Raw genomic sequence first — 21,437 nt, 5'->3', positions numbered from 1 at the left:
GACTCGGCCTGCGGCTCCGGCTGGCTCGGCGCCTGCGGCGCCGCCTCGGATCCGCCACCCTCCGAACCGCCCCCGGGGCCGCTCTCCGCCGCGTCGCCGATGACGGCCAGCTCGCCGCCCACCTCGACGGTGTCGTCCTCCTGGGCGACGATCTTGGTCAGCACACCGGCCGCGGGCGAGGGGATTTCGGTGTCGACCTTGTCGGTGGACACCTCGACGAGGGGTTCGTCGAGTTCGACCGTGTCGCCTTCCTGCTTGAGCCAGCGGGTGACCGTCCCCTCGGTGACGCTTTCACCGAGTGCCGGCATCTGGACGGAGAAGGCCATCGTTTTGACTCCTCGATCGCTCGTGGGTCGGGGGCGGGTCGAACATCTCGCTAGCCGTTCGGAGCAGCTATCCAAAACTATCCTGTCACTGCGTCCGCGCCGGCACACATCCAGGGCGGACCGCGCGCGGTTGCCGGGACGGCCGGAACGCCCTTGCTACGGTGTGGCCACTGCACTTGAAGCGGGGAGGTACCGGTGCCGGCAACACAACCGCTAGCCCAGCATTTCGTCGACAGCGCCGACGGCGCGCGAATCGCGGTCTTCGAAGAGGGCAACCCCGACGGCCCCACCGTCGTGCTGGTGCACGGCTTCCCCGACTCGCACGTGCTGTGGGACGGCGTCGTGCCGCTGCTGGCCGACCGGTTTCGCATCCTTCGCTACGACAATCGCGGTGTCGGTCAATCCTCGGCCCCCAAGCCGGTGTCGGCGTACACCATGGACCGGTTCGCCGACGACTTCGCCGCGGTGACCGGCGAGCTGAGCCCAGGCCGGCCCGTGCACGTGCTCGCCCACGACTGGGGCTCGGTGGGGGTGTGGCACTACCTCAAGCGGCCCGGCGCCGGGGACCGGGTCGCGACGTTCACGTCGGTGTCCGGACCGAGCCAGGACCAACTGGTCGACTACATCTTGAGCGGTCTGCGGGCGCCCTGGCGCCCGCGCACTTTCGTCCGCGCCATCAGCCAGGCGCTGCGACTGACGTACATGATCTTCTTCTCGATCCCGGTGCTCGCGCCGCTGCTCCTGCGCCTGACGCTGTCGATCCCGGCGCTTCGGCGAAACGCGGTGGACAACATCGCAGCCGAGCAGATCCACCACTCGCCCCGCCTGGCCCGGGACGCCGCCCGTTCGGTGAAAACCTATCCCGCCAACTACTTTCGCTCGTTCGCCGGCCGTGGGCAGGGCATCCACGTCGTCGACGTGCCGGTGCAGTTGATCGTCAACACCAGAGACAAGTACGTGCGCCCGTACGGCTATGACCACACGCCCCGCTTCGTGCCGCGGCTGTGGCGGCGCGACATCAGGGCCGGTCACTTCTCGCCGATGTCGCACCCCCAGGTGATGGCCGCGGCCGTGCACGACTTCGCCGATCTCGCCGAGGGCAAGCCGCCCAGCCGCGCGCTGCTGCGCGCGCAGGTCGGGCGTCCCCGCGGGGCCTTCGGCGACACCCTGGTGTCGGTCACGGGCGCCGGCAGCGGAATCGGCCGCGAGACGGCGTTCGCGTTCGCCCGTGAGGGCGCCGAGCTGGTTGTCAGCGACATCGACGAAGCGGCCGTCAAGGCCACCGCCGCGGAGATCGCCACCCGCGGCGGCGTCGCGCATGCTTATGTGCTGGACGTGTCCGACGCCCAGGCCGTGGAGGCGTTCGCCGAGCGGGTGAGCGCCGAGCACGGCGTGCCCGACATCGTGGTCAACAACGCCGGCATCGGGCAGGCGGGCGGATTCCTGGACACCCCGGCCGAACAGTTCGACCGGGTGCTCGACGTCAACCTGGGCGGCGTGGTCAACGGGTGCCGGTCCTTCGCGCGGCGGCTGGTCGAGCGGGGCACCGGCGGCTACATCGTCAACGTGTCGTCGATGGCGGCCTACGCGCCGCTGCAGTCGCTGAACGCCTACTGCACGTCCAAGGCCGCGACCTACATGTTCTCCGACTGCCTGCGCGCTGAACTCGACGCCGCCGGGGTGGGGCTGACCACGATCTGCCCGGGCGTCATCGACACCAACATCATCAACACCACCCGGTTCGACGCTCCCGCGGGCAAGGGCGAACAGGTCGACGGCCGGCGCGGCCAGCTGGGCAAGATGTTCGCGCTACGCCGCTACGGCCCCGACAAGGTCGCCAACGCGATCCTGTCGTCGGTGCAGAAGAAGAAACCGATTCGCCCGGTGGCGCCGGAAGCCTATGCCCTGTACGGCCTTTCGCGCCTGGCGCCGCAAGGCCTGCGCAACTTCGCGCGGATGCGGGTGATCTGACGCGCCTTTAGATGCCCGTCCGCGCGGCGCCCTGGCGGCCAGTCAGCAGCGTTCCGCCGATCGCGATCAGCCCGACGACGGCCAGCGGGATCGACCACATGCGCCGGCTGCCCACCGACGACTGGCACTGCGCCACGTAATCGGTGTGCGGGACGACTTGGTTGAGGATCGGGATGTTCGCCACGCTGTTGTTGTTCGCGCTTCTGGCCGCGGAAAGGTCCGTGGCCACGGCGTTCCCGCACCCGATCGAATGGCCGTTGCCGTCCGAAATCGAGACCGGCGCCAGCAGCCCGATCACGCCGGCCAGCAAAAGCACGGCCCCCACTCCGAGGATCAACCGTCGCACCGTCACGATCTCGCCTTTCTTCGTACGGGTTTTCGATCGGAGGGAGATTAGCCGCTGCGGGAGGCCGGTAAACGCGAAGTTGACCGGATACAGCGCCCGATTCCTGGGTATTCCGCCGCGATAGCCGAGAGGGGATGCGACGTGGTGCTGAGTGCGACGCGGGACGTGGCCGCGCCTTGCGAGCGGGTGTGGGAAGTCCTGGCGCAAGGGTGGACCTACACCCAGTGGGTGGTGGGCAACAGCCGCATGCGGGCGGTCGATCCGAACTGGCCGGAGCCCGGCTCCTCGATCCGGCACTCGATCGGGATCTGGCCGTTGGTGATCAACGACGCGACCGTGGTGGAGGAGAACGAACCGCCGCACAAACTCGTGCTCTGCGCCCGCCTGGGGCCGCTGGGCGCCGCGCGGATCACCATGCTGCTGCATGAGACACCGCAGGGCTGCCGGGTGGAGATGATCGAGGTGCCTGTCGAAGGCCCGATGGGGGCCGTCCCCGATTCGCTCGCGTTGGCCGCGGCCTATCCGCGCAACAAGGAGTGCCTGTGGCGGCTGGGGGCACTGGCGGAGCGCAAGGTGCCCAGCCAGGTGAAATGAGCGTGCGGGACACCGCCGACGCCGTCGTCATCGGGGCGGGACACCACGGGCTGGTCGCCGCCTCGATGCTCGCCGACGCCGGGTGGGACGTGGTGGTGCTCGAGGCCCAGCCGGAACCGGGCGGCGCGGTGCGCAGCGCCGAGCTGACGCCGGGCTACATCACCGACCTGTTCAGCTCCTACTACCCGATGACGGTGGCCTCACCCGCGATCGGGGCGCTGGGGCTGGAAGACCACGGCCTGCGGTGGTCACACGCGCCCGCGGTGGTCGGACATCCGCGCAGCGCGGCCGATGACGACCCGCCCGTCGTCTACCACGACCCCGCCCGCACGGCAACGGAATTCGCGCGCCGGGAACCGGCCGACGGCGACAACTGGTGGCGGGCGGTCCAGTTGTGGCAGCGGATCAAGGCGCCGCTGCTCGACGCGATGTTGGCGCCCTTCCCACCCGTGCGTCCGCTGATGCGGCTGCTGACCAAGCTCGGGACCTCCGAGGCGCTCCGGGTGGCGCGGCTGCTGGTGCAGCCGGCCACCACCATGGCCAGCGAGCTGTTCGCCGGGGAGGCGCCGCGAGTGATGCTGTTGGGCAACGCGATGCACGCCGACGTCCCGCCGGACGCCCCGATCAGCGGCGCCATGGGGTTCCTGATGACGATGCTGGCCCAAGACTGCGGCTGGCCCGTGCCGGTCGGGGGTTCCGGGCAGTTGACGGCCGCCCTGGTCAACCGCGCCCGCTCCGCGGGCGCGCGAATCGAGTGCAATCAGAACGTGTCCCGCATCGAGGTGCGCGGCGGCCGTGCGGTGGGGGTGACTACGGCAGAGGGGCGCACGGTTGCGGCGCGGCGGGCCGTCGTCGCCGACGTGACGGCGCCGCGGCTGTTCTGCGACATGTTGCCCGCGGATGCCTTGCCGCCCAAGCTGTTACGCGACCTCGAGCACTTCGTGTGGGATCCGCCGGTGGTGAAGGTCAACTACGCGCTCGCCCGCCCGGTTCCGTGGCGGGCGAAGAATCTGCACGGCGTGGGCACCGTTCATTTGGGCGCCGACGGCGACGGGCTGGTCCGCTGGATGGCCGACCTCAACACCCGGGTGGTGCCCGAGCATCCGTTCATGTTGTTGGGACAGACCACCACGGCCGACCCCAGCAGGTCGCCTAAGGGTACCGAAAGTGTCTGGGCCTACACGCATTTGCCGCGCAATGTCGCCGACGACGCGTCGGCCGATCGGCTCGCCGAAGCGGTGGACGGGGTCATCGAGGAACACGCGCCGGGCTTCGGTTCGGCCGTCATCGACCGGTTCGTGCAACGGCCGTCGGACCTGGAGGCCAGCGACGCCAACCTGCACATGGGTGCGCTCAACGGCGGCACCGCGCAATTGCAGCAGATGCTGATCTTCCGTCCTGCGCCCGGCATGGGCCGCGCCGAAACCCCGGTGCAGGGGCTCTATCTGGGCAGCGCGTCGGCGACCCCGGGCGGTTCGGTGCACGGTGCCTGCGGGCGCAACGCCGCCAACGCCGCGCTGGCCGCCGACGGCGCGACCGGCTGGCCGCGCCGCCAGGTGCAGCGCGCCGTGTTCTCGCTGCTGACCGGAAGGCGCTAGCCGTTCACTAGCCCTTTTCGCAGATGTCTTCGAGCACCGCGAACATGGTGCGGGTCGGCACACCGGTGCCGCCCTTGGGCGTGTAGCCCCACGGGCCGCTGGTGTTGTACGCCGGGCCGGCCACGTCGATGTGCGCCCAGCCCACGCCCTCGGCGACGAATTCGCGCAGGAACACCCCCGCCACCAGCATGCCGGCGAAGCGCTGCCCGCTGATGTTGGACAGGTCCGCGACGGTCGACTTCAGGTCGTCCTTGAGCTCGTCGGGCAGCGGCATCGGCCAGCCGTTCTCGCCCACCCGCTGCGAGATCGCCGCGACGCGGTCGCGGAACTCGTCGCTGCCCATCACCCCGGGGATGCGGGCGCCCAACGCCACCGTCTGCGCGCCCGTCAGCGTGGACGTCTCGATCAGGTAGTCCGGGTTGTCCTCGCACGCCCGCACGATGGCGTCGGCGAGGATCAGCCGGCCCTCGGCGTCGGTGTTCTGCACCTCGACGGTGATCCCGCCGTACTGCGTCAACACGTCGCCCGGACGCTGCGCCGTGCCCGACGGCATGTTCTCGGCCATCGGCACGGTGGCGATCACGTCGATCGGCAACCGCAGCTGCGCCGCCAGGGCCACCGTGGCGATGACTGCGGCCGCGCCGCCCATGTCCGAGGTCATGTGGTGCATCGACGCTGCCGGCTTGATCGAGATGCCGCCGGTGTCGAACGTGATGCCCTTGCCGACCAACGCGACCCGCTTCGCCTGCTTCGGCTTCTTGGCCAGCTTCGACCCCCGGTGGGTCAGCCGCACCAGCCGTGGCGGCCTCGACGAGCCCTGGCCGACCCCGATCACGCCGCCATAGCCCGCCTTCTGCAGCGCCTTCTCGTCGAGCACCTCGACCTCGAGACCCACGGACTCACCCAGTGACCTTGCGCGCCTGGCGAATTCGGCGGGAAACAGGTGGCTCGGCGGCGTGTTGACGAAGTCACGGGCGGTGGCCACCGCGGTCGCCACGGCCGCGCCGTGGGCGCTGGCGGCTTTGGCCTCCTTCGCGGCCGACAGCACGGTGATCTTGCTCAGCCCTTTGTCTTTCGGCGCGGTCTTGCCGCTGCGGAACTCGGTGAACCGGTAGCTGCCGAGGATGAGTCCCTCGACGGCTGCCGAGCAGACGTCGGCGTCGAAGTCACCGGGCAGCGTGAGGAGCACCGCCTCGGCGGTGCCCAGCGACCGCGCCGCCACACCGGCGGCCCGACGGATCGTGTCGGCGGGCCACTCGGGTCGCGGTTTACCCAGTCCGATCGCCAGCACGCTGGACACCGGCAGCGACGGCACCACCAGGCGGTGGACCTGCTCGCTGCCGCCGGTGGCCTCCAGGGCCCGCAGGCCGGATTCGATTTCGGCGACCGCGTCGGCCGGCAGCGGCGACCCACCCGGGGCCACCACCGCGCCCGGCCTGTCCTCGTCGCCGGTCGAGACGACCGGCACGATCAATACCGACGAGCCCACCGCCCGTTTGGGCAGCGACGCGGCGACGTTGACGGCGGGGCCTTGATAGCTCAAATCGGTGGTCACGGCCTTTTACCCTAATCGGCGGGGCCCGCGCCGGGATCGGCGGCGCCCCCGGCCTGCAGCTCGAAGGCGATCACGGGGTCGTCGAAACCCTTGAGGTCAAAGGGGCCACGGGCCGTGGCCGGCCAGTCCGGCAATTGCTCGTGCAGCGCCGAGTCGGCCAGGATCTGGCACGGGGACGCGGCCCCGACCAGACGCGCCGCCAGGTTGACCGGGCCGCCGAAGTAGTCCCCGTTGATCGCCAGGACGCTGCCGAAGGCCAGGCCGGCCCGGACCTGCAGGCCCTCCTCGCGGGCCCGCGGATGGTCGACCAGGTCGACCGCCGCCCTGGCCAGGCGCTCCGGTGACGCGCTTACCCACATCACCTCGTCGCCGATGAACTTCACCACCCGGCCGCCGTCGCGATGCACCACGTCCGCCACGGTGCCGGCGAACTCGTTGAGCAAATCCGAAAGCTGCGCGGGGGTCAGAGCGCGGGTGAGCACGGTGAAGCCGGATAGATCCGCAAAACCGATGCCGCACACCACGCTCGCCGAGGTGTCGCGAAGGACGCCCTCGAAGTGGGTGCGGGCGCTGGTCAGGTGGTGGCGGTGAACGACGTCGATCAGCGCCGAAATCCTCGGCACGAACTCCGCGACCGCCCGGTAGGCCTGCGCCGTGGCGAGCTCGTCGTTGGTGTAGGCCATCTGGATGTCCGGCGTCCCGGCCCGGATCGCCGTCGACTCCGCCTCGGCGAGGCGGGCCATCGCGGCGCCGAGCACCCGCAGCATTCCGGACGCGCCGTCCTCACCCACCACCGTCTTCAGGGCGACCCAGGTCGCCAGCGCGTCGACGTCGGCCTGGCTCAGCACCGCAACGTCGGGGCCGGCGACGGTCAGGCCGAGCAAACCCCACGCCTGGGCGACCTCCTCGGGCGAGAGGCCGAGCTGTTCGGCCGCGGTCGCCATCGTGTGGATCGGGCGCCCCGACCACTGCAGGACGTCACCGGCGAGCCCGAACAGCCGTCCGCGCCGTTCGGCCTCCACCATCTCCTCGGCGGTGAAGCCGAGTTCGTCCAGGTACTTGATCAGGTCGGCCCGCTCCCGCGCGCGAGAGATTCCGGCGGCCTCAAGCGCTTCGAAGTCGGGGGAATCGACCACCCACCCAAGTGTGCCAGCTCCCGCGATTAGGGTGAATCGTCGTGACCGATGACCTACAGCATGGCCCGTTGGAAGAGCGCCACCGCGACCTGGGGGCCAGCTTCGCCGAGTTCAGCGGCTGGCTGATGCCGGTGTCGTACGCCGGCACCGTCAGCGAGCACAACGCCACCCGCAACGCGGTCGGTCTGTTCGACGTCAGCCACCTCGGTAAGGCGTTGATCCGTGGGCCGGGAGCGGCCGCATTCGTCAACTCCACGCTTACCAACGACTTGAGCCGCATCGGTCCGGGCAAGGCGCAATACACGTTGTGCTGCACCGAATCCGGCGGCGTCATCGACGACCTGATCGCCTACTACGTCAGCGACGACGAGATCTTCCTGGTGCCCAACGCGGCCAACACCGCCGCGGTGGTCGAGGCGCTGCAGGCGGCCGCTGACTCCGGTTTGGAGTCCGGCCTGACCATCACCAACGAACATCGCTCCTACGCGGTCCTGGCGGTGCAGGGGCCGCGCTCGACGGAGGTGCTCGGCGAGCTGGGCCTGCCGACCGGCATGGATTACATGGGTTACGCCGACGCCTCCTACGCGGGCGTGCCGGTGCGAGTATGCCGGACCGGATACACCGGAGAGCACGGCTACGAGCTGCTGCCGCCGTGGGACTCCGCGGGCGTGGTGTTCGACGCGCTGGCCGCGGCGGTCCGCGCCGCCGGCGGCGAGCCCGCCGGCCTGGGCGCCCGCGACACGCTGCGCACCGAGATGGGCTACCCGCTGCACGGGCACGAACTGGGGCTGGACATTTCGCCGCTGCAGGCCCGATGCGGCTGGGCGATCGGGTGGAAGAAGGACGCCTTCTTCGGCCGCGACGCGCTGCTGGCGGAGAAGGCGGTGGGGCCGCGGCGGCTGCTGCGCGGGCTGCGGATGGTCGGCCGCGGTGTGCTGCGCCCCGGGCTGACGGTGCTCGCCGGCGACACGCCGGTCGGGGTCACCACGTCGGGGACCTTCTCCCCGACGCTGCAAGTCGGCATCGGGCTGGCGCTGATCGACGCCGACGCCGGGATCGACGACGGCCAGCACCTCACCGTCGACATCCGCGGGCGCGCCGCCGAATGCGAAGTGGTGCGGCCGCCCTTCGTCGAAGCGAAAACCCGGTGATGCCGCAGGTTCAGGTGAAAAGCCCGGTCGCAGGCGGATATACAATCAGCCCCATGACCAGCGGCTCCCTCGAGTTCACGGTTTCGCGCTCGGCCAACCCCACGTCCGACGCGGACCGCGAAGCCATCCTGGCCGAGCCCGGTTTCGGCAAGTACTTCACCGACCACATGGTGTCGATCGATTACGACGACGAGCGGGGCTGGCACAACGCGCGCGTCATGCCGTACGGCCCGATCGAGCTGGACCCGTCGGCGATCGTGCTGCACTACGCGCAGGAGATCTTCGAAGGGCTCAAGGCCTACCGCTGGGCGGACGGCTCGGTCGTGTCGTTCCGCGCCGAGGCCAACGCCGCCCGGCTGAGGTCGTCGGCGCGCCGGCTCGCGATGCCCGAGCTGCCCGACGAACTGTTCATGGGCTCGCTGTGTCAGCTCGTCGCCGTCGACAAGGCCTGGGTTCCCGCCGCCGGCGGCGAGGAGGCGTTGTATCTGCGCCCGTTCATGATCGCCACCGAGCCCGGGCTGGGCGTGCGGCCGTCGAAGCGGTACCGGTACCTGCTGATCGCGTCCCCGGCCGGGGCGTACTTCAAGGGCGGGATCAACCCCGTCACGGTGTGGGTGTCGACGGACTACGTGCGGGCCAGCCCCGGCGGCACCGGCGCGGCCAAGTTCGGCGGCAACTACGCCGCCTCCCTGCTGGCGCAGGCCGAGGCCGCCGCGCACGGGTGCGACCAGGTGGTGTGGCTGGACGCCGTCGAACGGCGCTTCGTCGAGGAGATGGGCGGCATGAACATCTTCTTCGTGTTCGGCAGCGGCGGGTCGGCGCGGTTGGTCACCCCGGAGCTGTCCGGCTCGCTGTTGCCGGGGATCACCCGGGATTCGTTGCTGCAGTTGGCGATTGACGCCGGATTCTCGGTCGAGGAACGCAAGATCGACATCGACGAGTGGCAGAAGAAGGCGGCCGCCGGTGAGATCACCGAGGTGTTCGCCTGCGGCACCGCCGCCGTGATCACCCCGGTCTCGAACGTGAAGTACGGCGACACCGAGTTCACCGTCGCCGACGGCCAGCCCGGCGAGGTGACGATGGCGCTGCGCGACACGCTGACCGGAATCCAGCGGGGGACCTTCGCCGACACCCATGGCTGGATGGCCAGGCTGGGCTAGGGGCCGGTGGGCCGAACGTGAAGTTGGTTTCACGTTCGGCCGCGAGCGTGAAGATAAGTTCACACTCGCGGGTTGGCTAACCGCGCCCGGCCAGCCGGGCGCTCGCCCTAGAACCGCACCAGTCCGGCGAGCGTCACGGCCGCCACCGTCGTCGTCAGCTCGATGACGGCGCCCAGCACGTCACCGGTGATGCCGCCGAAGCGGCGCACGCAGTGCCACACCAGCACCGCGCCGCAGCACAGGCCCGCCAGCACCGCGACCGGGCCCTGCCACGGCCGCGGTCCCCCCGCCGGCGAGACGGCGAGCAGCACCGCGACCCAGGCCGCCACCACGATCACCGGCTGGCTGCCGGCCACCCGCACCCCCAGGGCGCTGCCGGCGGCCGCCGGCACCGAACGGCGGCCGGCCGCCACCGCGGCGACCCGGCCGGCGAACACCACCACGGCGACGCCGACGATTCCCGGCCTGCCCGCCGCCCCGAGCGCCGCGAACGCCAGGCCCTGCAGCGCGATCACCAAGACGACGGCCGCCGCACCGAACGGGCCGGTCGACCCGTCCCGCATCACCGCCAGCGCCCGCTCGGGCGGCCCGTAACAGCCCAGCCCGTCGGTCGTGTCGGCCACGCCGTCGATGTGCAGGCCGCGCGTCGCCAGCAGCAGTGCCGCGACCGCGACCAGGCCGGACAGCGGGCTGGACGCCCCGAAGGCCCAGGCCCCGCCCCACGTCACGGCCGCGGCCACAGCGCCCAAGACCGCGCCCACCACCGGCAGCGCCGTCATGGCGCCGCGGCCCATCGGGGCGTCGTGCGACTGCGGGACGGGCAGCACCGTGCCGAACGCGAAAGCCGTTGCCAGCGAACGCATCACGACGGGGGAGCGGCCCGCTCGGAGACCCCCGCCTGCGCGAACGTGGCCATCGACGCGCATGTGGCCACCGCGGCGCGCAGTACCGGCAGCGCCAGCGCGGCGCCGCTTCCCTCACCCAGCCGCATCCGCAGATCCAGGATCGGCTCCAGGCCGAGCTCGGCCAGCGCCAGGGCATGACCCGGCTCGGTGGAGCGATGACCGGCCTGCCACCACAGCCGCGCGCCGGGAGCCAGCCGCTCGGCGACCAACGCGGCGGCCGTCACCGCCATCCCGTCGAGCAGCAGCGGGGTGCGCCGCACCGCGGCCTGTGCGCAGAAGCCGGCGATCGCGGCCAGGTCGGCGCCGCCGCCGCGGCGCAGCAACGCCACCGGGTCGGGCAGCACCGGCCGCGTCCGGAACAGGGCGTCGCGCACCGCGGCCGTCTTGCGCGCCCATCCGGCGTCGTCGATCCCGGTGCCGAAGCCCACCACCGCGACCGGCTCGGTGTTCGTCAGCGCCGCCACCAGCACCGCCGCCGGGGTGGTGTTTCCGATCCCCATGTCCCCGGCGATGAGCAGGTCGGCGCCCGAGTCGACCTCCTCGTCGGCGATGGCGCGGCCCGCGGCGATCGCTGCGACGGTCTCGTCGTGGGTGAGGGCGTCTTCGACCGCGATGTCGCCGCTGCCGCGGCGCACCTTGTGCGCATCGATCCGCCGCGCCGGCGCGTCGCCCGCCACCGCCAGGTCCGCGACGCGCACCGTCGCCCCGGCGAGGTCGGCCAGCACGTTGATCGCCGCCCCGCCGGCCTCGAAGTTGGCGACCATCTGGGTGGTCACTTCCGGCGGGTAGGCCGATACCCCGGACCGGGCGACGCCGTGGTCACCGGCGAACACCACCACCCGGGCGCGCTCGAATTGCCTTGGCGGACAATGACCTTGGCACGACGCGATCCACACCGAGAGGTCCTCGAGGCGGCCCAGCGCGCCCCTCGGCTTGGTCAGGGTGTCCTGGCGGGCGCGGGCGGCAGCGGCGACGCCCGCATCGGGCGGCGATACCGGGGCGAATTCCATCAGGCTCCCGACGGCTTGATCGGCACCGCCTGCCCGGCCACCACCAGGACCACCCGGTCGCAGAGCTCGGCGAGCCGCTGGTTGAGGGCGCCCAGTTCGTCGGCGAACCGGCGCCCGGACGCGGTGGCCGGGACGACGGCCAGGCCGACCTCCGGGCTGACCAGCACCAACGTGGAATGAAAGTCGCCGACGGCGGCGAGCGTGGATTCGATCGTGTCGCGGACCGCGGCCGGCACCGGCCCGCCGTCCCATCCGTTGTGGCGGTCCAGCGTGCCGGTCAACCAGGCGCCGAGGTCATCGACGAGCGTCGGGACGTCCGGGGACCCGCGCAATTGGCGTGCGATGTCGTCGGTTTCGATCGTCGACCAATGCCCCGGCCGGCGCTCGCGGTGCTCGGCGACCCGGTCCGCCCAGGCCGCGTCACCCGTCCCGGTCGGGCCGGGGGCCAGGTAACACACCGGCTGTCCGGCCGGCAGCGCCCCGGCGATGGCGTCCTCCGCCCACCGGGATTTGCCCGACCGGATCCCGCCGAGCACCAGCGTGCGCACCGCGCTCAGCCGGGCCTACTCGACATCGGCGCCGCGCTTGACCTGGGGCCGCGGCGTGCGCAGCCGGCGCATCTGCGACGCCCTGCTGGCGGCGTAAAGGCCCAACTTCCAACGGCTTTCGGTGTTGTCCGGGAACTTCGCGTCCACCCGCCTGCTCACCTTGCGGCCCAGCAGCAGCCCGTCGACCAGCATCACGGCCATCAGCAGCAGCATTGCCGGGGAGACGTACAGCTGCAGCTGCGGGGTGGTGAACATGGCGAACATCAGGAACAGGGTCGCCGGCATGAACAGGCCCAGCAGGTTGCGCCGGGCGTCCACCACGTCGCGCACGTAGCGCCGGACCGGGCCCTGGTCGCGCGGCAGCAGGTAGGCCTCGTCGCCGGCCATCATGCGTTCCCGGCGATTCGCCATCTTGGCGCGGTTGGCGGTCCGGTCGGCCTTGCGCTCCTCGCGGCTCAGCTTGGGGCCGGCCAGCGATTTGCGGCGGGCCCGCGCCTCCGACGCGGTCATCGGTGCGGGCGCGACGGGTCCCTTGCGCGGCGTGCGACGCGCTTCGTTGCGCTTGGGCGTCGGGCGGCCCTTGGGGCTCGTGCCGCGCGATCCCCGAGCGGTCGTCTCGGGGTCGCCGGCGGCATCGAGTGCGGCCGCGCCGTCGTCAAGATCGTCTTGGCCCTTCTTACGGCCCATCAGCTTCACAGAGGCCAGGTTACTTCGCGGATGGCCGGTCTCGGAATTGGCTTGGAGTGCCTCGCTATTAGACCTGCGTCAGCGGCTCACTTGGCCCTACTCTTACACGTGATGAATGGCTGCCTGTGATGGACGACGGGTCGATGGCGTCGGATGACGCCGGCTTTGGCCTCGCTCCCGGGCGTCTGCAGCTGCCCGCCATGCTCGTCCTGGTGGCTCCGGATTGTTATGGCGACAGCATGACGGCCGTGGAGGCCGCCGCGGCGATCGCGACCGGGTGGACCCGGTGCCGCCCGGGCGACCGCTTCATCGTCGCCCCGCAGTCCGACGGCGGTCCCGGCTTCGTCGAGGTGCTCGCCAGCCGGCTGGGGAGCAAGACGCGTCGCCTGCGGGTGTCCGGGCCGCTGTCCACCATGGTCGAGGCGGAGTGGCTGTTCGACCCCGCCACGACCACCGCCTACCTCGAATGCGCGCAGGCGTGTGGCCTGGCCCTGCTGGGGGGTCCACCCACGCCGGAGACCGCGATGGCGGCCCACAGCAGGGGAGTGGGACAGCTGATCGCCGAGGCGATGCGGGCCGGCGCGACGCGGATCGTGGTCGGGCTCGGCGGCAGCGCGTGCACCGACGGCGGGCAGGGCATGATCGCCGAGCTCGGCGGCCTGGATTCCGCCCGCCGCCAGCTGGCCAACGTGGAGCTCATCGCCGCCTCCGACACCGAATACCCCCTGCTCGGACCCTGGGGGGCCGCCAGGGTGTTCGGGCCGCAGAAGGGCGCGGACACGGTCACGGTCGCGGCGCTGGAGGTCCGACTGCAGGCGTGGGCGCTCATCCTCGAAGCGGTGGCCGGGCGTGACGTCAGCGCCGAGCCGGGCGCGGCGGCCGCCGGTGGGCTCGGCGCCGGGCTGCTGGCGCTCGGCGGCCGGTGCGAGTCGGGCGCGGCGATCATCGCCCATCACACCCGCCTGGAGGACGATCTGGACACCGCGGAGCTCATCGTCACCGGGGAAGGGCGCTTCGACGAACAGTCGCTGCACGGCAAGGTGGTCGGTTTTCTCGCGGACGCGGCCCGGCCGCGGGGAGTGCCGGTGATCGTGCTGGCCGGCCAGGTCGGGCTGGACAACGCCACGGTGCGCTCGGCGGGCATCATGGCCGCCCTGTCCATTGCCGATCACGCCGGATCGGTGCGGCTGGCGCAGGCCGACGCGGCCAATCAGCTCATGGGATTGGCGTCGGTGGTGGCGGCGCGACTCGGGAATAGCGGTCCTGCAAGGTACCGTTGATGCAGTGGGCTTTTTCCGGGCGGATCGGGCCGCCTAACGCGAGACCAGCGGGCTCGAACCTAGAACGAAGCCACCCAACGATGAGGCATGTAGGAGAAGCAATGACGGTGCAAAACGAGTCGAGCGCCAAGACGCACGGCGTGATCCTGACCGAGGCCGCCGCCACCAAGGCAAAGTCCCTGCTCGACCAGGAGGGGCGGGATGACCTGGCGCTGCGTATCGCGGTCCAGCCGGGAGGCTGCGCGGGCCTGCGCTACAACCTCTTCTTCGACGACCGGACGCTCGACGGCGACCTGACCGCCGACTTCGGCGGTGTGACGCTGACGGTGGACCGGATGAGCGCGCCCTACGTGGAAGGCGCGTCCATCGATTTCGTCGACACCATCGAGAAGCAGGGCTTCACGATCGACAACCCCAACGCCACCGGTTCGTGCGCCTGCGGCGACTCGTTCAACTGACCGGGTAAGCCCAAGCCCGCGCGCTCAGTATGAGCCGCCGGTGCGCAGCACGTACGAACAGACCATGATCTGGCCCCGCTGAAAGAGCAGCTGGGCGATGCCCTGCAGGTCGCCGCGCAGCGGGCCGCCGACCGCGGGGGCCGCCCGCATGGTGAACAGGGCCTGGGCCTGGTACTGCGACAGGTAGACGATCTTGTCGATCGAGGTCACCTCGACCTGGGAGAACTGCTTCCGGAACGCGTCGCTGCTCAGCTTCGCCAGGGCCTGGTCGGACCGTTTGTCGCGGACGCCGTCGTACATGCCGCACAGCGCATTGCGTTCGATCTCCTCGATGTCGCGGTGGTCGAGGGCGTCCAGGTACCCCTGGATGGCCGTCTTGGCGGCGCCCTCGGAGAACGTCGCGCCGGTGTTGGCCCCGTTGGTGCGCACGCCGTAGACGATCGCCACGGTCAGGGCCGCCACCAGCGCGGCGGCCAACAGCACGCCGACGACCAGCCGCCGCTTGGAGCGTCGCTGCGGGTAGGGCATCGGCGGCGCCTGCCCGGCATAATTGGCGGGTGCCGCGTCGCCGGCGTGGGGGTCGTCGGGGAATTCGAGCGGCCGGGCTTCGGCCGGGCGTTCGGGTCCGCTGGGTCCGCTGCCGCCGACGGTGTGGTTCGGCGAGTGCGGACCTGCCATCGTGGTCTCCTACGGTGGTAGACGGGACTTGTACACGGGGCCGGGTGCGGAGACCCCGACCGAGCACCGCGGTACCGGCGACTTGAGCGAGTTCCCTAGGGAGGCTAGCGCACCGCCTCGCGCCGACCGTGCACACGGTGACGGTCCGGAGGCGTGCGTAAGCTAGATAACCTTACTAACGAAGGGCGGAGACATTCGTGACGATCGCGGTGACAGGTTCGATTGCGACCGACAATTTGATGCGGTTCCCCGGCAAGTTTTCCGAGCACCTGCTGGCTGAGCACTTGCAGAAGGTATCGCTCAGTTTTCTGGTCGACGACCTGGTGATTCACCGCGGCGGCGTGGCCGGCAACATCGCCTACGCCATCGGCGTGCTGGGCGGCGACGTGGCGCTGGTGGGCGCGGCCGGCGACGACTTCGACGACTACCGGCAGTGGCTACAGTCGCACGGCGTCAACTGCGACAACGTGCTGATCTCCAAGACCGCGCACACCGCGCGGTTCACCTGCACCACCGACCTCGACATGGCCCAGATCGCCTCGTTCTACCCGGGTGCCATGTCGGAGGCCCGCGACATCAAGCTCGCCGACGTGGTCGCCGCCATCGGCGAGCCGGAGTTGGTCATCGTCGGGGCCAACGACCCGGAGGCGATGGTGGTGCACACCGAGGAGTGCCGCAAGCTGGGCCTGCCCTTCGCCGCCGACCCCTCCCAGCAGCTGCCCCGCCTGTCCGGTGACGAGATCGAGAAGCTCGTCGCCGGCGCGGCCTACCTGTTCACCAACGACTACGAGTGGGAGCTGCTGCTCAACAAGACCGGCTGGTCGGAGGCCGACGTGCAGGGCAAGGTCGGTCTGCGGGTGACCACGCTGGGACCCAAGGGCGTGGACATCGTCGAGCCCGACGGCACGACCACCCATGTCGGTGTGGTGCCCGAGACCAGCCAAACCGACCCCACCGGCGTCGGCGACGCGTTCCGCGCCGGTTTCCTCACCGGCCGCAGCGCCGGCCTGAGCCTCGAGCGCTCGGCGCAGCTGGGCTCGCTGGTCGCCGTGCTGGTCCTGGAGACGACGGGAACCCAGAACTGGGACTGGGACCGCGAGACCGCGGTGAGCCGGTTGGCCGGCGCGTACGGCGACGACGCGGCCAACGAGATCGCCGCGGTGCTCGCCTGAACCTGGCGAGCGGAACCGTTACAGCTGCACGGGGTAGTGCGGCTCGCTGATCTGCGGCACCACGCTGCGTTCGACGAAGATCGCGTGCCAGAGCATGAAGATGAGCAGCGTCCACAGCCGGCGGCTGTGGTCGCCGGCGCCGTTGCGGTGCTCGTCGAGCATCCGCCGGACGGCGGCCAGGTCGACGAGGTGACCGGCCTGTGAGGACGCCACCAGCCCGTAGGCCCAGTCCAGGAGCTCGCCCGCACGCAGCCAGTGCCGGATGGGCACCGGGAAGCCCAGCTTGGGCCGGTGCAGCACGTGCGCGGGAACGATCGGCTCAAGCGCTCGGCGCAGCGCGTACTTGGTGGTGGTGCGGGTGATCTTGGCCTCGACGGGCAGTCGCGAGGCGACGGCGAAGACCTCCGGATCCAGGAACGGCACCCGCAGCTCCAGCGAGTTGGCCATCGTCATCTTGTCCGCCTTGACCAGGATGTCGCCGCGCAGCCAGGTGAACAGGTCGATGTGCTGCATGCGGGCCACCGGGTCCCAGCCGGCCGACTGCGCGTACACCGAGGCGGTGACGTCGGTGTGGGTCCATTCGGGCCGGAAGCCGGGCAGCACGTCGCGCAGCTGGGCGTCGGAGAAGCTGCGCGCGTTGCCGTAGTAGCGCTCCTCGAGCGTCAGCGAGCCGCGGTGCAGCAGGCTCTTGCCGCGCATCCCCTCCGGCAGCGGCTTGGACACCTTGCCCATCGATCGCCGCAGCGGCCGCGGAAGGTAGTCGAAGGGCTTGAGCGACAACGGTTCCCGGTAGATCGTGTAGCCGCCGAACAACTCGTCCGCGCCCTCCCCGGACAGCACCACCTTGACGTGTTTGCGGGCCTCCCGGGCGACGAAGAACAGGGGCACCAGCGCGGGGTCGGCCACCGGCTCGTCGAGGTACCAGACGATTTCGGGCAGGGCGGCCACGAACTCGTCCGGGTGGACCACCTTGGCGACGTGGCGGGCGCCGATCGCCTCGGCGGAGGCCACCGCGACGTCGATCTCGGAGAAGCCCTCCCGCTCGAACCCGGTGGTGAAGGTGATCAGCTTGGGGTTGTGCCGGATGGCCAGCGCCGCGATGGCGGTGGAGTCGATGCCCCCGGACAGGAACGCCCCGACGGTGACGTCGGCGCGCATGTGCTTGGCCACCGAATCCTCGAGCACCGCGGTGATCTCGTCGTAGCGGGCCTGCTCGCTGTCGCGGGTGATCGGCGTGGCCGCGAAGCGCGGCACGAAGTAGCGGGTGATCTCCGGCTGCCGGCCGGGCCGAATCCGCGCGTAGCAGCCCGATTCCAGCCGGCGCACCCCGCGGTGCAGCGTCTCGGGCTCGGGCACGTATTGCAGCACGGTGTAGTGCTGCACGGCCCGATCGTCGATGTCGGTGTCGAACCCGACCAACTCGGCCAGGTCCAGCAGGCACTTCTTCTCGCTGCCCACCGCCGTGCCGCCGGTGCCGGTGGCCATGAAGAGCGGCTTGATACCGAAAGGGTCTCGGGCACAGAACAATTCGAGAGTGGCGGTGTCCCACAGGGCGAAGGCGAACATGCCGCGCAGCCGGGTCAGCACGTCGGCGCCCCAGTAGTGGTATCCGGCGACGATCGCCTCGCCGTCACCGTCGGTGGCGAAGGCCGCGCCGTGCGCGGTGGCCAGCTCGTCGCGTAGCTCGAGGTAGTTGTAGATCTCCCCGTTGAACACCAGCACGTAGCGATCCGGCGACTCCGGCGGGCCCCAGCGCAGCGGCTGGTGCGAGTGCGCGATGTCGATGATCGACAGCCGGTTGAAGCCGAACACGACGCTTCCGTCGGCGCCCGGGTCGGTCCATGTGCCCGGCTCGTCGGGGCCGCGGTGGCGCATCAGATGCGACGCGCGCGCGATCGCGGCGTCGGCCCGGGCGGCGTCCGCACTGTCGGGGGCAGCGAGGAACGCCAGCAGACCACACACGGCGCCCCAGTATGCCGCACCCGGCCGCCGATTGTGGTGCCGCACACCCGGGACGGGCCGGGGTTTCGTCGCCGCGGTCAGCGGCGTGGTCTACGCTGCGTAGTATTCGATATCCGAGCAGGAGGCGCCGACGTGACACCTCGCGAGCAGGTCCGTTCGCAACGTTTGTCGCAGGGCAGGTTTTGGGGCCGTTCCGGGGGCGTTCGGCATGGTCTGCCCCGTCGCCTGCGGCCGCTGGCGCTGGCCGCGACATTCGGCGTGTTGGCGCTGACCCTGAGCGGATGCAGCTGGGAGGACGTGCTGGGCCTGGGCTGGCCCAAGGGCATCACCCCGCAGGCCCACCTCAACCGTGAGCTGTGGCTCGGCGCCACCATCGCCTCGCTGGTCGTCGGCGTCATCGTGTGGGGTTTGATCTTCTGGGCATCCGCCTTCCACCGCAAGAAGGCCACCGACACCGAGCTGCCCCGCCAGTTCGGCTACAACATGCCGCTGGAACTGGTCCTGACGGTGACGCCGTTCCTGATCATCTCGGTGTTGTTCTACTTCACCGTGGTGGTCCAGGAGAAAATGCTGCACGTCGACAAGGACCCCGAGGTGGTGGTGGACGTCACCGCCTTCCAGTGGAACTGGAAGTTCGGCTATCAGCGCGTCGACTTCAAGGACGGCACGCTGACCTACGACGGCGCCGACCAGGCGCGCAAGAACGCGATGGTCTCCAAGCCCGAAGGCAAGGACGCCCACGGCGAGGAGCTCGTCGGACCGATCCGCGGGCTCAACACCTCCGACCGCACCTACCTGAACTTCGACAAGGTCGAGACCCTGGGAACCAGCGACGAGATCCCCGTGCTGGTGCTGCCGACCGGCAAGCGCATCCAGTTCCGGCTGGCGTCCGCGGATGTCATCCACACGTTCTGGGTGCCGGAGTTCCTGTTCAAGCGCGACGTGATCCCCAACGCCGAGGCGAACAACTCGATCAACGTCTTCCAGGTGGACGACATCAGCAAGCCAGGGGCCTTCGTGGGCCATTGCGCCGAGTTCTGTGGCACCTATCACTCGATGATGAATTTCGAGGTTAGGGTGGTGCCGCCCAACGACTTCAAGGCTTACCTGCAGCAGCGGATCGACGGAAAGAGCAACGCCCAGGCATTGCAGGCCATCGGTCAGGCACCGCTCGCGGTGTCCACCCACCCGTTCGACACCCGCCGCGGCCAGTTGGCCGGAAGTCAGCAGTAGGTTAGGACACCAAATGCATATTGAAGCCAGGCTTTTCGAATTCGTCGCCGGGTTTTTCATTGTGGTTGCGGTGCTTTACGGGGTGCTGACAGCCCTTTTCGCCACCGGCGGTGAGGAATGGGCGGGCACAACCGCGCTGGCGCTGACTGGCGGACTGGCGTTGATCGTGGCCACCTTCTTCCGATTCGTCGCGCGCCGCATCGACACCCGGCCCGAGGACTACGAGGGCGCCGAGATCAGCGACGGAGCAGGTGAATTGGGCTTCTTCAGCCCGCACAGCTGGTGGCCGATCCTGATCGCGCTGTCGGCCTCGGTGAGTGCGGTCGGCATCGCGCTGTGGCTGCCGTGGCTGATCGCCGCGGGGGTGATGTTCGTCCTCGCGTCGGTCGCAGGACTGGTATTCGAGTACTACGTGGGACCCGAGAAGCACTGATCCGCACGCGATAAGGTCACAATCCGATCACGTGATCTGTGGCCGCTTCGCCAGGACTTCTTTGCCACTCTCGGTTCGGTAATGTTTTGCCCAGGCAATGACAATTTCTCAAGCGCGCGCGCAACGCTACGGCCGTCGGGCCCCGCGCGCTGGTGAGGCAGTCGGACAGGGCAGGCAAAGATGAGCGGGCCGAAACCACCGGAATGGGAACCTGAGGAACCCGATTCCGTGAACGAGGCTCCCCACCAACCCGATTCCGACGGCGAGCCCGCGGACGGCCCGGAATCCGCGGGCGAACCCGGTCCCGACGACGAACTCGAGCCCTTCGACGACGGCGCCGAGCCGGCGGCCGAGCAGACCGGCCAGACCGACGCCTACTCGCGGGCCTATTCGGCCCCGGAGTCGGAGCACTTCATGAGCGGCCCGTACTTGCCGGCCGATCTCCGGCTCTACGACTACGACGCCTTCGACGAGTCGGACGACACCGACGACGAGCACGCCGCACCGCGCTGGCCGTGGGTGGTCGGGATCGCCGCCATCGTGGCCGCCATCGCGCTCGTCGTCTCGGTGTCGCTGTTGTTCGCGCGCACCGACACCACCAAGCTGGCCAACCCGAACACCACCACCACCGTCCCGTCGACCCCGCCGATGCAGGACGAGATCACGACCACCAAACCGCCACCGCCGCCGGCCGCCTTGTGAAAGCCCCGCCCCAGGTCCGACAGCGCGACGGCCGCGGCCACGCTCACGCCCAGCAACACCAGCCAGACGACGGCGCAGGCGCCGATCAATATGCGGTCGACGACGTCGGGCGAAACGGTGTCGTCGCCCAACCCACGGCGATACGCCGAATACCTGCTGACCATCAGCAGCTCGTCTGCGGTGCGTCGTTGGTGTTCGACGACAGGACGGTTCCGTCGCTCGTCGTGATCGAGCAGTTGAGCCGGCTGACCCGGAAAAGGCTGGACGCCTCGACGGAGCCCACGTCGGACTGGGAGATGGGCGTGACGGTCATCGACCACGGGATGTACACGTTGTGCTGCGTGCGCCGCCGCCCCGACGCGTCGACGTAGGTCACCGAGATGATGTCACCGGGCGCCTTGGTGCCGGTCACCGAATAGGTCACTTGCCGCGGCCCCGCCGGGGTGGTCGGCGGCGGTGGCGGTGGCGCCGCCGCGGTCGAGGTGGCCGGGGCCGTCGCGCTGTCGGACCTGGGGCGGGGCTTTCACAAGGC

Annotated in this window: 21 protein-coding genes and 1 pseudogene; 10 read left to right on the top strand and 12 right to left on the bottom strand. The window is 70.3% G+C overall.

Features of this window, described 5'->3' with window-relative positions; translation table 11 throughout:
• A partial coding sequence (locus A9X04_RS12375) for a biotin/lipoyl-containing protein (RefSeq protein WP_304442393.1) occupies nucleotides 1-326 on the bottom strand: 326 nt, incomplete at its 3' end.
• Nucleotides 327-521: 195 nt separating this feature from the next.
• On the opposite strand from A9X04_RS12375, the gene A9X04_RS12370 reads away from it, so the two are divergent.
• Nucleotides 522-2,297, top strand: coding sequence for an SDR family oxidoreductase (locus A9X04_RS12370; RefSeq protein WP_067920695.1), 1,776 nt, complete (start codon nucleotides 522-524; stop codon nucleotides 2,295-2,297).
• 7 nt (nucleotides 2,298-2,304) lie between these two features.
• Here A9X04_RS12370 and A9X04_RS12365 read toward each other — a convergent pair whose 3' ends face one another.
• Entirely contained in the window at nucleotides 2,305-2,649 is a 345-nt protein-coding gene (locus A9X04_RS12365) for an aminopeptidase (RefSeq protein ID WP_067920693.1), read from the bottom strand.
• A gap of 138 nt (nucleotides 2,650-2,787) precedes the next feature.
• On the opposite strand from A9X04_RS12365, the gene A9X04_RS12360 reads away from it, so the two are divergent.
• On the top strand, nucleotides 2,788-3,237 hold the full coding sequence (locus A9X04_RS12360) for an SRPBCC domain-containing protein (protein WP_067920705.1): 450 nt from the start codon (nucleotides 2,788-2,790) through the stop codon (nucleotides 3,235-3,237).
• Complete coding sequence (locus tag A9X04_RS12355; protein WP_067920691.1) at nucleotides 3,234-4,835, top strand: NAD(P)/FAD-dependent oxidoreductase; 1,602 nt, start codon at nucleotides 3,234-3,236, stop codon at nucleotides 4,833-4,835. Before A9X04_RS12360 ends, A9X04_RS12355 begins: the two co-directional genes overlap by 4 nt.
• A gap of 7 nt (nucleotides 4,836-4,842) precedes the next feature.
• Here the strand turns inward: A9X04_RS12355 and A9X04_RS12350 are convergent, their stop codons facing one another.
• Entirely contained in the window at nucleotides 4,843-6,390 is a 1,548-nt protein-coding gene (locus tag A9X04_RS12350) for a leucyl aminopeptidase (RefSeq protein ID WP_067920689.1), read from the bottom strand.
• Nucleotides 6,391-6,401: 11 nt separating this feature from the next.
• Complete coding sequence (locus A9X04_RS12345) at nucleotides 6,402-7,526, bottom strand: adenylate/guanylate cyclase domain-containing protein (protein WP_067920687.1); 1,125 nt, start codon at nucleotides 7,524-7,526, stop codon at nucleotides 6,402-6,404.
• A gap of 41 nt (nucleotides 7,527-7,567) precedes the next feature.
• On the opposite strand from A9X04_RS12345, the gene gcvT reads away from it, so the two are divergent.
• Both gcvT and A9X04_RS12335 read left to right on the top strand, forming a co-directional pair.
• Nucleotides 7,568-8,677 (top strand): glycine cleavage system aminomethyltransferase GcvT, encoded by a 1,110-nt coding sequence (gene gcvT, locus A9X04_RS12340; protein ID WP_067920685.1) that lies wholly within the window; start codon nucleotides 7,568-7,570, stop codon nucleotides 8,675-8,677.
• A 53-nt stretch (nucleotides 8,678-8,730) separates the two neighbouring features.
• On the top strand, nucleotides 8,731-9,837 hold the full coding sequence (locus tag A9X04_RS12335; RefSeq protein ID WP_067920702.1) for a branched-chain amino acid aminotransferase: 1,107 nt from the start codon (nucleotides 8,731-8,733) through the stop codon (nucleotides 9,835-9,837).
• Nucleotides 9,838-9,944: 107 nt separating this feature from the next.
• Here A9X04_RS12335 and A9X04_RS12330 read toward each other — a convergent pair whose 3' ends face one another.
• The 4 genes from A9X04_RS12330 to A9X04_RS12315 are packed head-to-tail and all read right to left on the bottom strand — an operon-like array spanning nucleotide 9,945 to nucleotide 12,996.
• Nucleotides 9,945-10,703, bottom strand: coding sequence for an adenosylcobinamide-GDP ribazoletransferase (locus tag A9X04_RS12330; RefSeq protein WP_067920683.1), 759 nt, complete (start codon nucleotides 10,701-10,703; stop codon nucleotides 9,945-9,947).
• Nucleotides 10,700-11,755, bottom strand: coding sequence for a nicotinate-nucleotide--dimethylbenzimidazole phosphoribosyltransferase (gene cobT / locus A9X04_RS12325; protein WP_156764337.1), 1,056 nt, complete (start codon nucleotides 11,753-11,755; stop codon nucleotides 10,700-10,702). The genes A9X04_RS12330 and cobT overlap by 4 nt, the downstream gene beginning before the upstream one ends.
• A complete protein-coding gene (locus A9X04_RS12320; protein WP_067920679.1) occupies nucleotides 11,752-12,300 on the bottom strand; it encodes a bifunctional adenosylcobinamide kinase/adenosylcobinamide-phosphate guanylyltransferase in 549 nt (182 codons plus the stop codon). The genes cobT and A9X04_RS12320 overlap by 4 nt, the downstream gene beginning before the upstream one ends.
• Nucleotides 12,301-12,315: 15 nt before the next feature.
• Nucleotides 12,316-12,996 (bottom strand): DUF3043 domain-containing protein, encoded by a 681-nt coding sequence (locus A9X04_RS12315; RefSeq protein WP_067920677.1) that lies wholly within the window; start codon nucleotides 12,994-12,996, stop codon nucleotides 12,316-12,318.
• 191 nt (nucleotides 12,997-13,187) lie between these two features.
• On the opposite strand from A9X04_RS12315, the gene A9X04_RS12310 reads away from it, so the two are divergent.
• Nucleotides 13,188-14,267, top strand: a complete 1,080-nt coding sequence (locus A9X04_RS12310) for a glycerate kinase (RefSeq protein ID WP_067920700.1) — start codon at nucleotides 13,188-13,190, stop codon at nucleotides 14,265-14,267.
• 101 nt (nucleotides 14,268-14,368) lie between these two features.
• Nucleotides 14,369-14,725, top strand: a complete 357-nt coding sequence (locus A9X04_RS12305; RefSeq protein ID WP_067920675.1) for an iron-sulfur cluster assembly accessory protein — start codon at nucleotides 14,369-14,371, stop codon at nucleotides 14,723-14,725.
• 24 nt (nucleotides 14,726-14,749) lie between these two features.
• Here the strand turns inward: A9X04_RS12305 and A9X04_RS12300 are convergent, their stop codons facing one another.
• The gene (locus tag A9X04_RS12300) at nucleotides 14,750-15,403 is read right to left on the bottom strand and encodes a hypothetical protein (RefSeq protein WP_067920673.1); all 654 of its coding nucleotides are present in this window, start codon (nucleotides 15,401-15,403) and stop codon (nucleotides 14,750-14,752) included.
• Between the two features lie 197 nt (nucleotides 15,404-15,600).
• Between A9X04_RS12300 and A9X04_RS12295 the strand changes: the two genes are divergently transcribed.
• Nucleotides 15,601-16,575, top strand: a complete 975-nt coding sequence (locus A9X04_RS12295; protein WP_067920671.1) for a carbohydrate kinase family protein — start codon at nucleotides 15,601-15,603, stop codon at nucleotides 16,573-16,575.
• Between the two features lie 18 nt (nucleotides 16,576-16,593).
• Here A9X04_RS12295 and asnB read toward each other — a convergent pair whose 3' ends face one another.
• Nucleotides 16,594-18,537, bottom strand: a complete 1,944-nt coding sequence (asnB, locus tag A9X04_RS12290; RefSeq protein WP_067920669.1) for an asparagine synthase (glutamine-hydrolyzing) — start codon at nucleotides 18,535-18,537, stop codon at nucleotides 16,594-16,596.
• A 132-nt stretch (nucleotides 18,538-18,669) separates the two neighbouring features.
• Here asnB and A9X04_RS12285 point away from each other — a divergent pair, with 132 nt between their 5' ends.
• The gene (locus A9X04_RS12285; RefSeq protein WP_082974967.1) at nucleotides 18,670-19,770 is read left to right on the top strand and encodes a cytochrome c oxidase subunit II; all 1,101 of its coding nucleotides are present in this window, start codon (nucleotides 18,670-18,672) and stop codon (nucleotides 19,768-19,770) included.
• A gap of 13 nt (nucleotides 19,771-19,783) precedes the next feature.
• On the top strand, nucleotides 19,784-20,203 hold the full coding sequence (locus tag A9X04_RS12280) for a cytochrome c oxidase subunit 4 (RefSeq protein ID WP_067920667.1): 420 nt from the start codon (nucleotides 19,784-19,786) through the stop codon (nucleotides 20,201-20,203).
• Nucleotides 20,204-20,658: 455 nt separating this feature from the next.
• On the opposite strand, the gene A9X04_RS31450 is transcribed toward A9X04_RS12280, so the two are convergent.
• Nucleotides 20,659-21,069 carry a DUF2561 family protein gene (locus A9X04_RS31450; protein WP_231985714.1) on the bottom strand — a complete coding sequence of 137 codons (411 nt, stop codon included), beginning with the start codon at nucleotides 21,067-21,069 and terminating at the stop codon, nucleotides 20,659-20,661.
• A pseudogene (locus tag A9X04_RS12270) lies at nucleotides 21,069-21,404 on the bottom strand (MmpS family transport accessory protein); the annotation flags it as partial. The gene A9X04_RS31450 and the pseudogene A9X04_RS12270, both read right to left, overlap by 1 nt.
• Nucleotides 21,405-21,437: the final 33 nt, after the last annotated feature.

Source organism: Mycobacterium sp. E3247 (genome assembly GCF_001667785.1).
Taxonomy (GTDB): Bacteria; Actinomycetota; Actinomycetes; order Mycobacteriales; family Mycobacteriaceae; genus Mycobacterium.
This window is presented reverse-complemented; position numbering and strand designations above follow the sequence as displayed.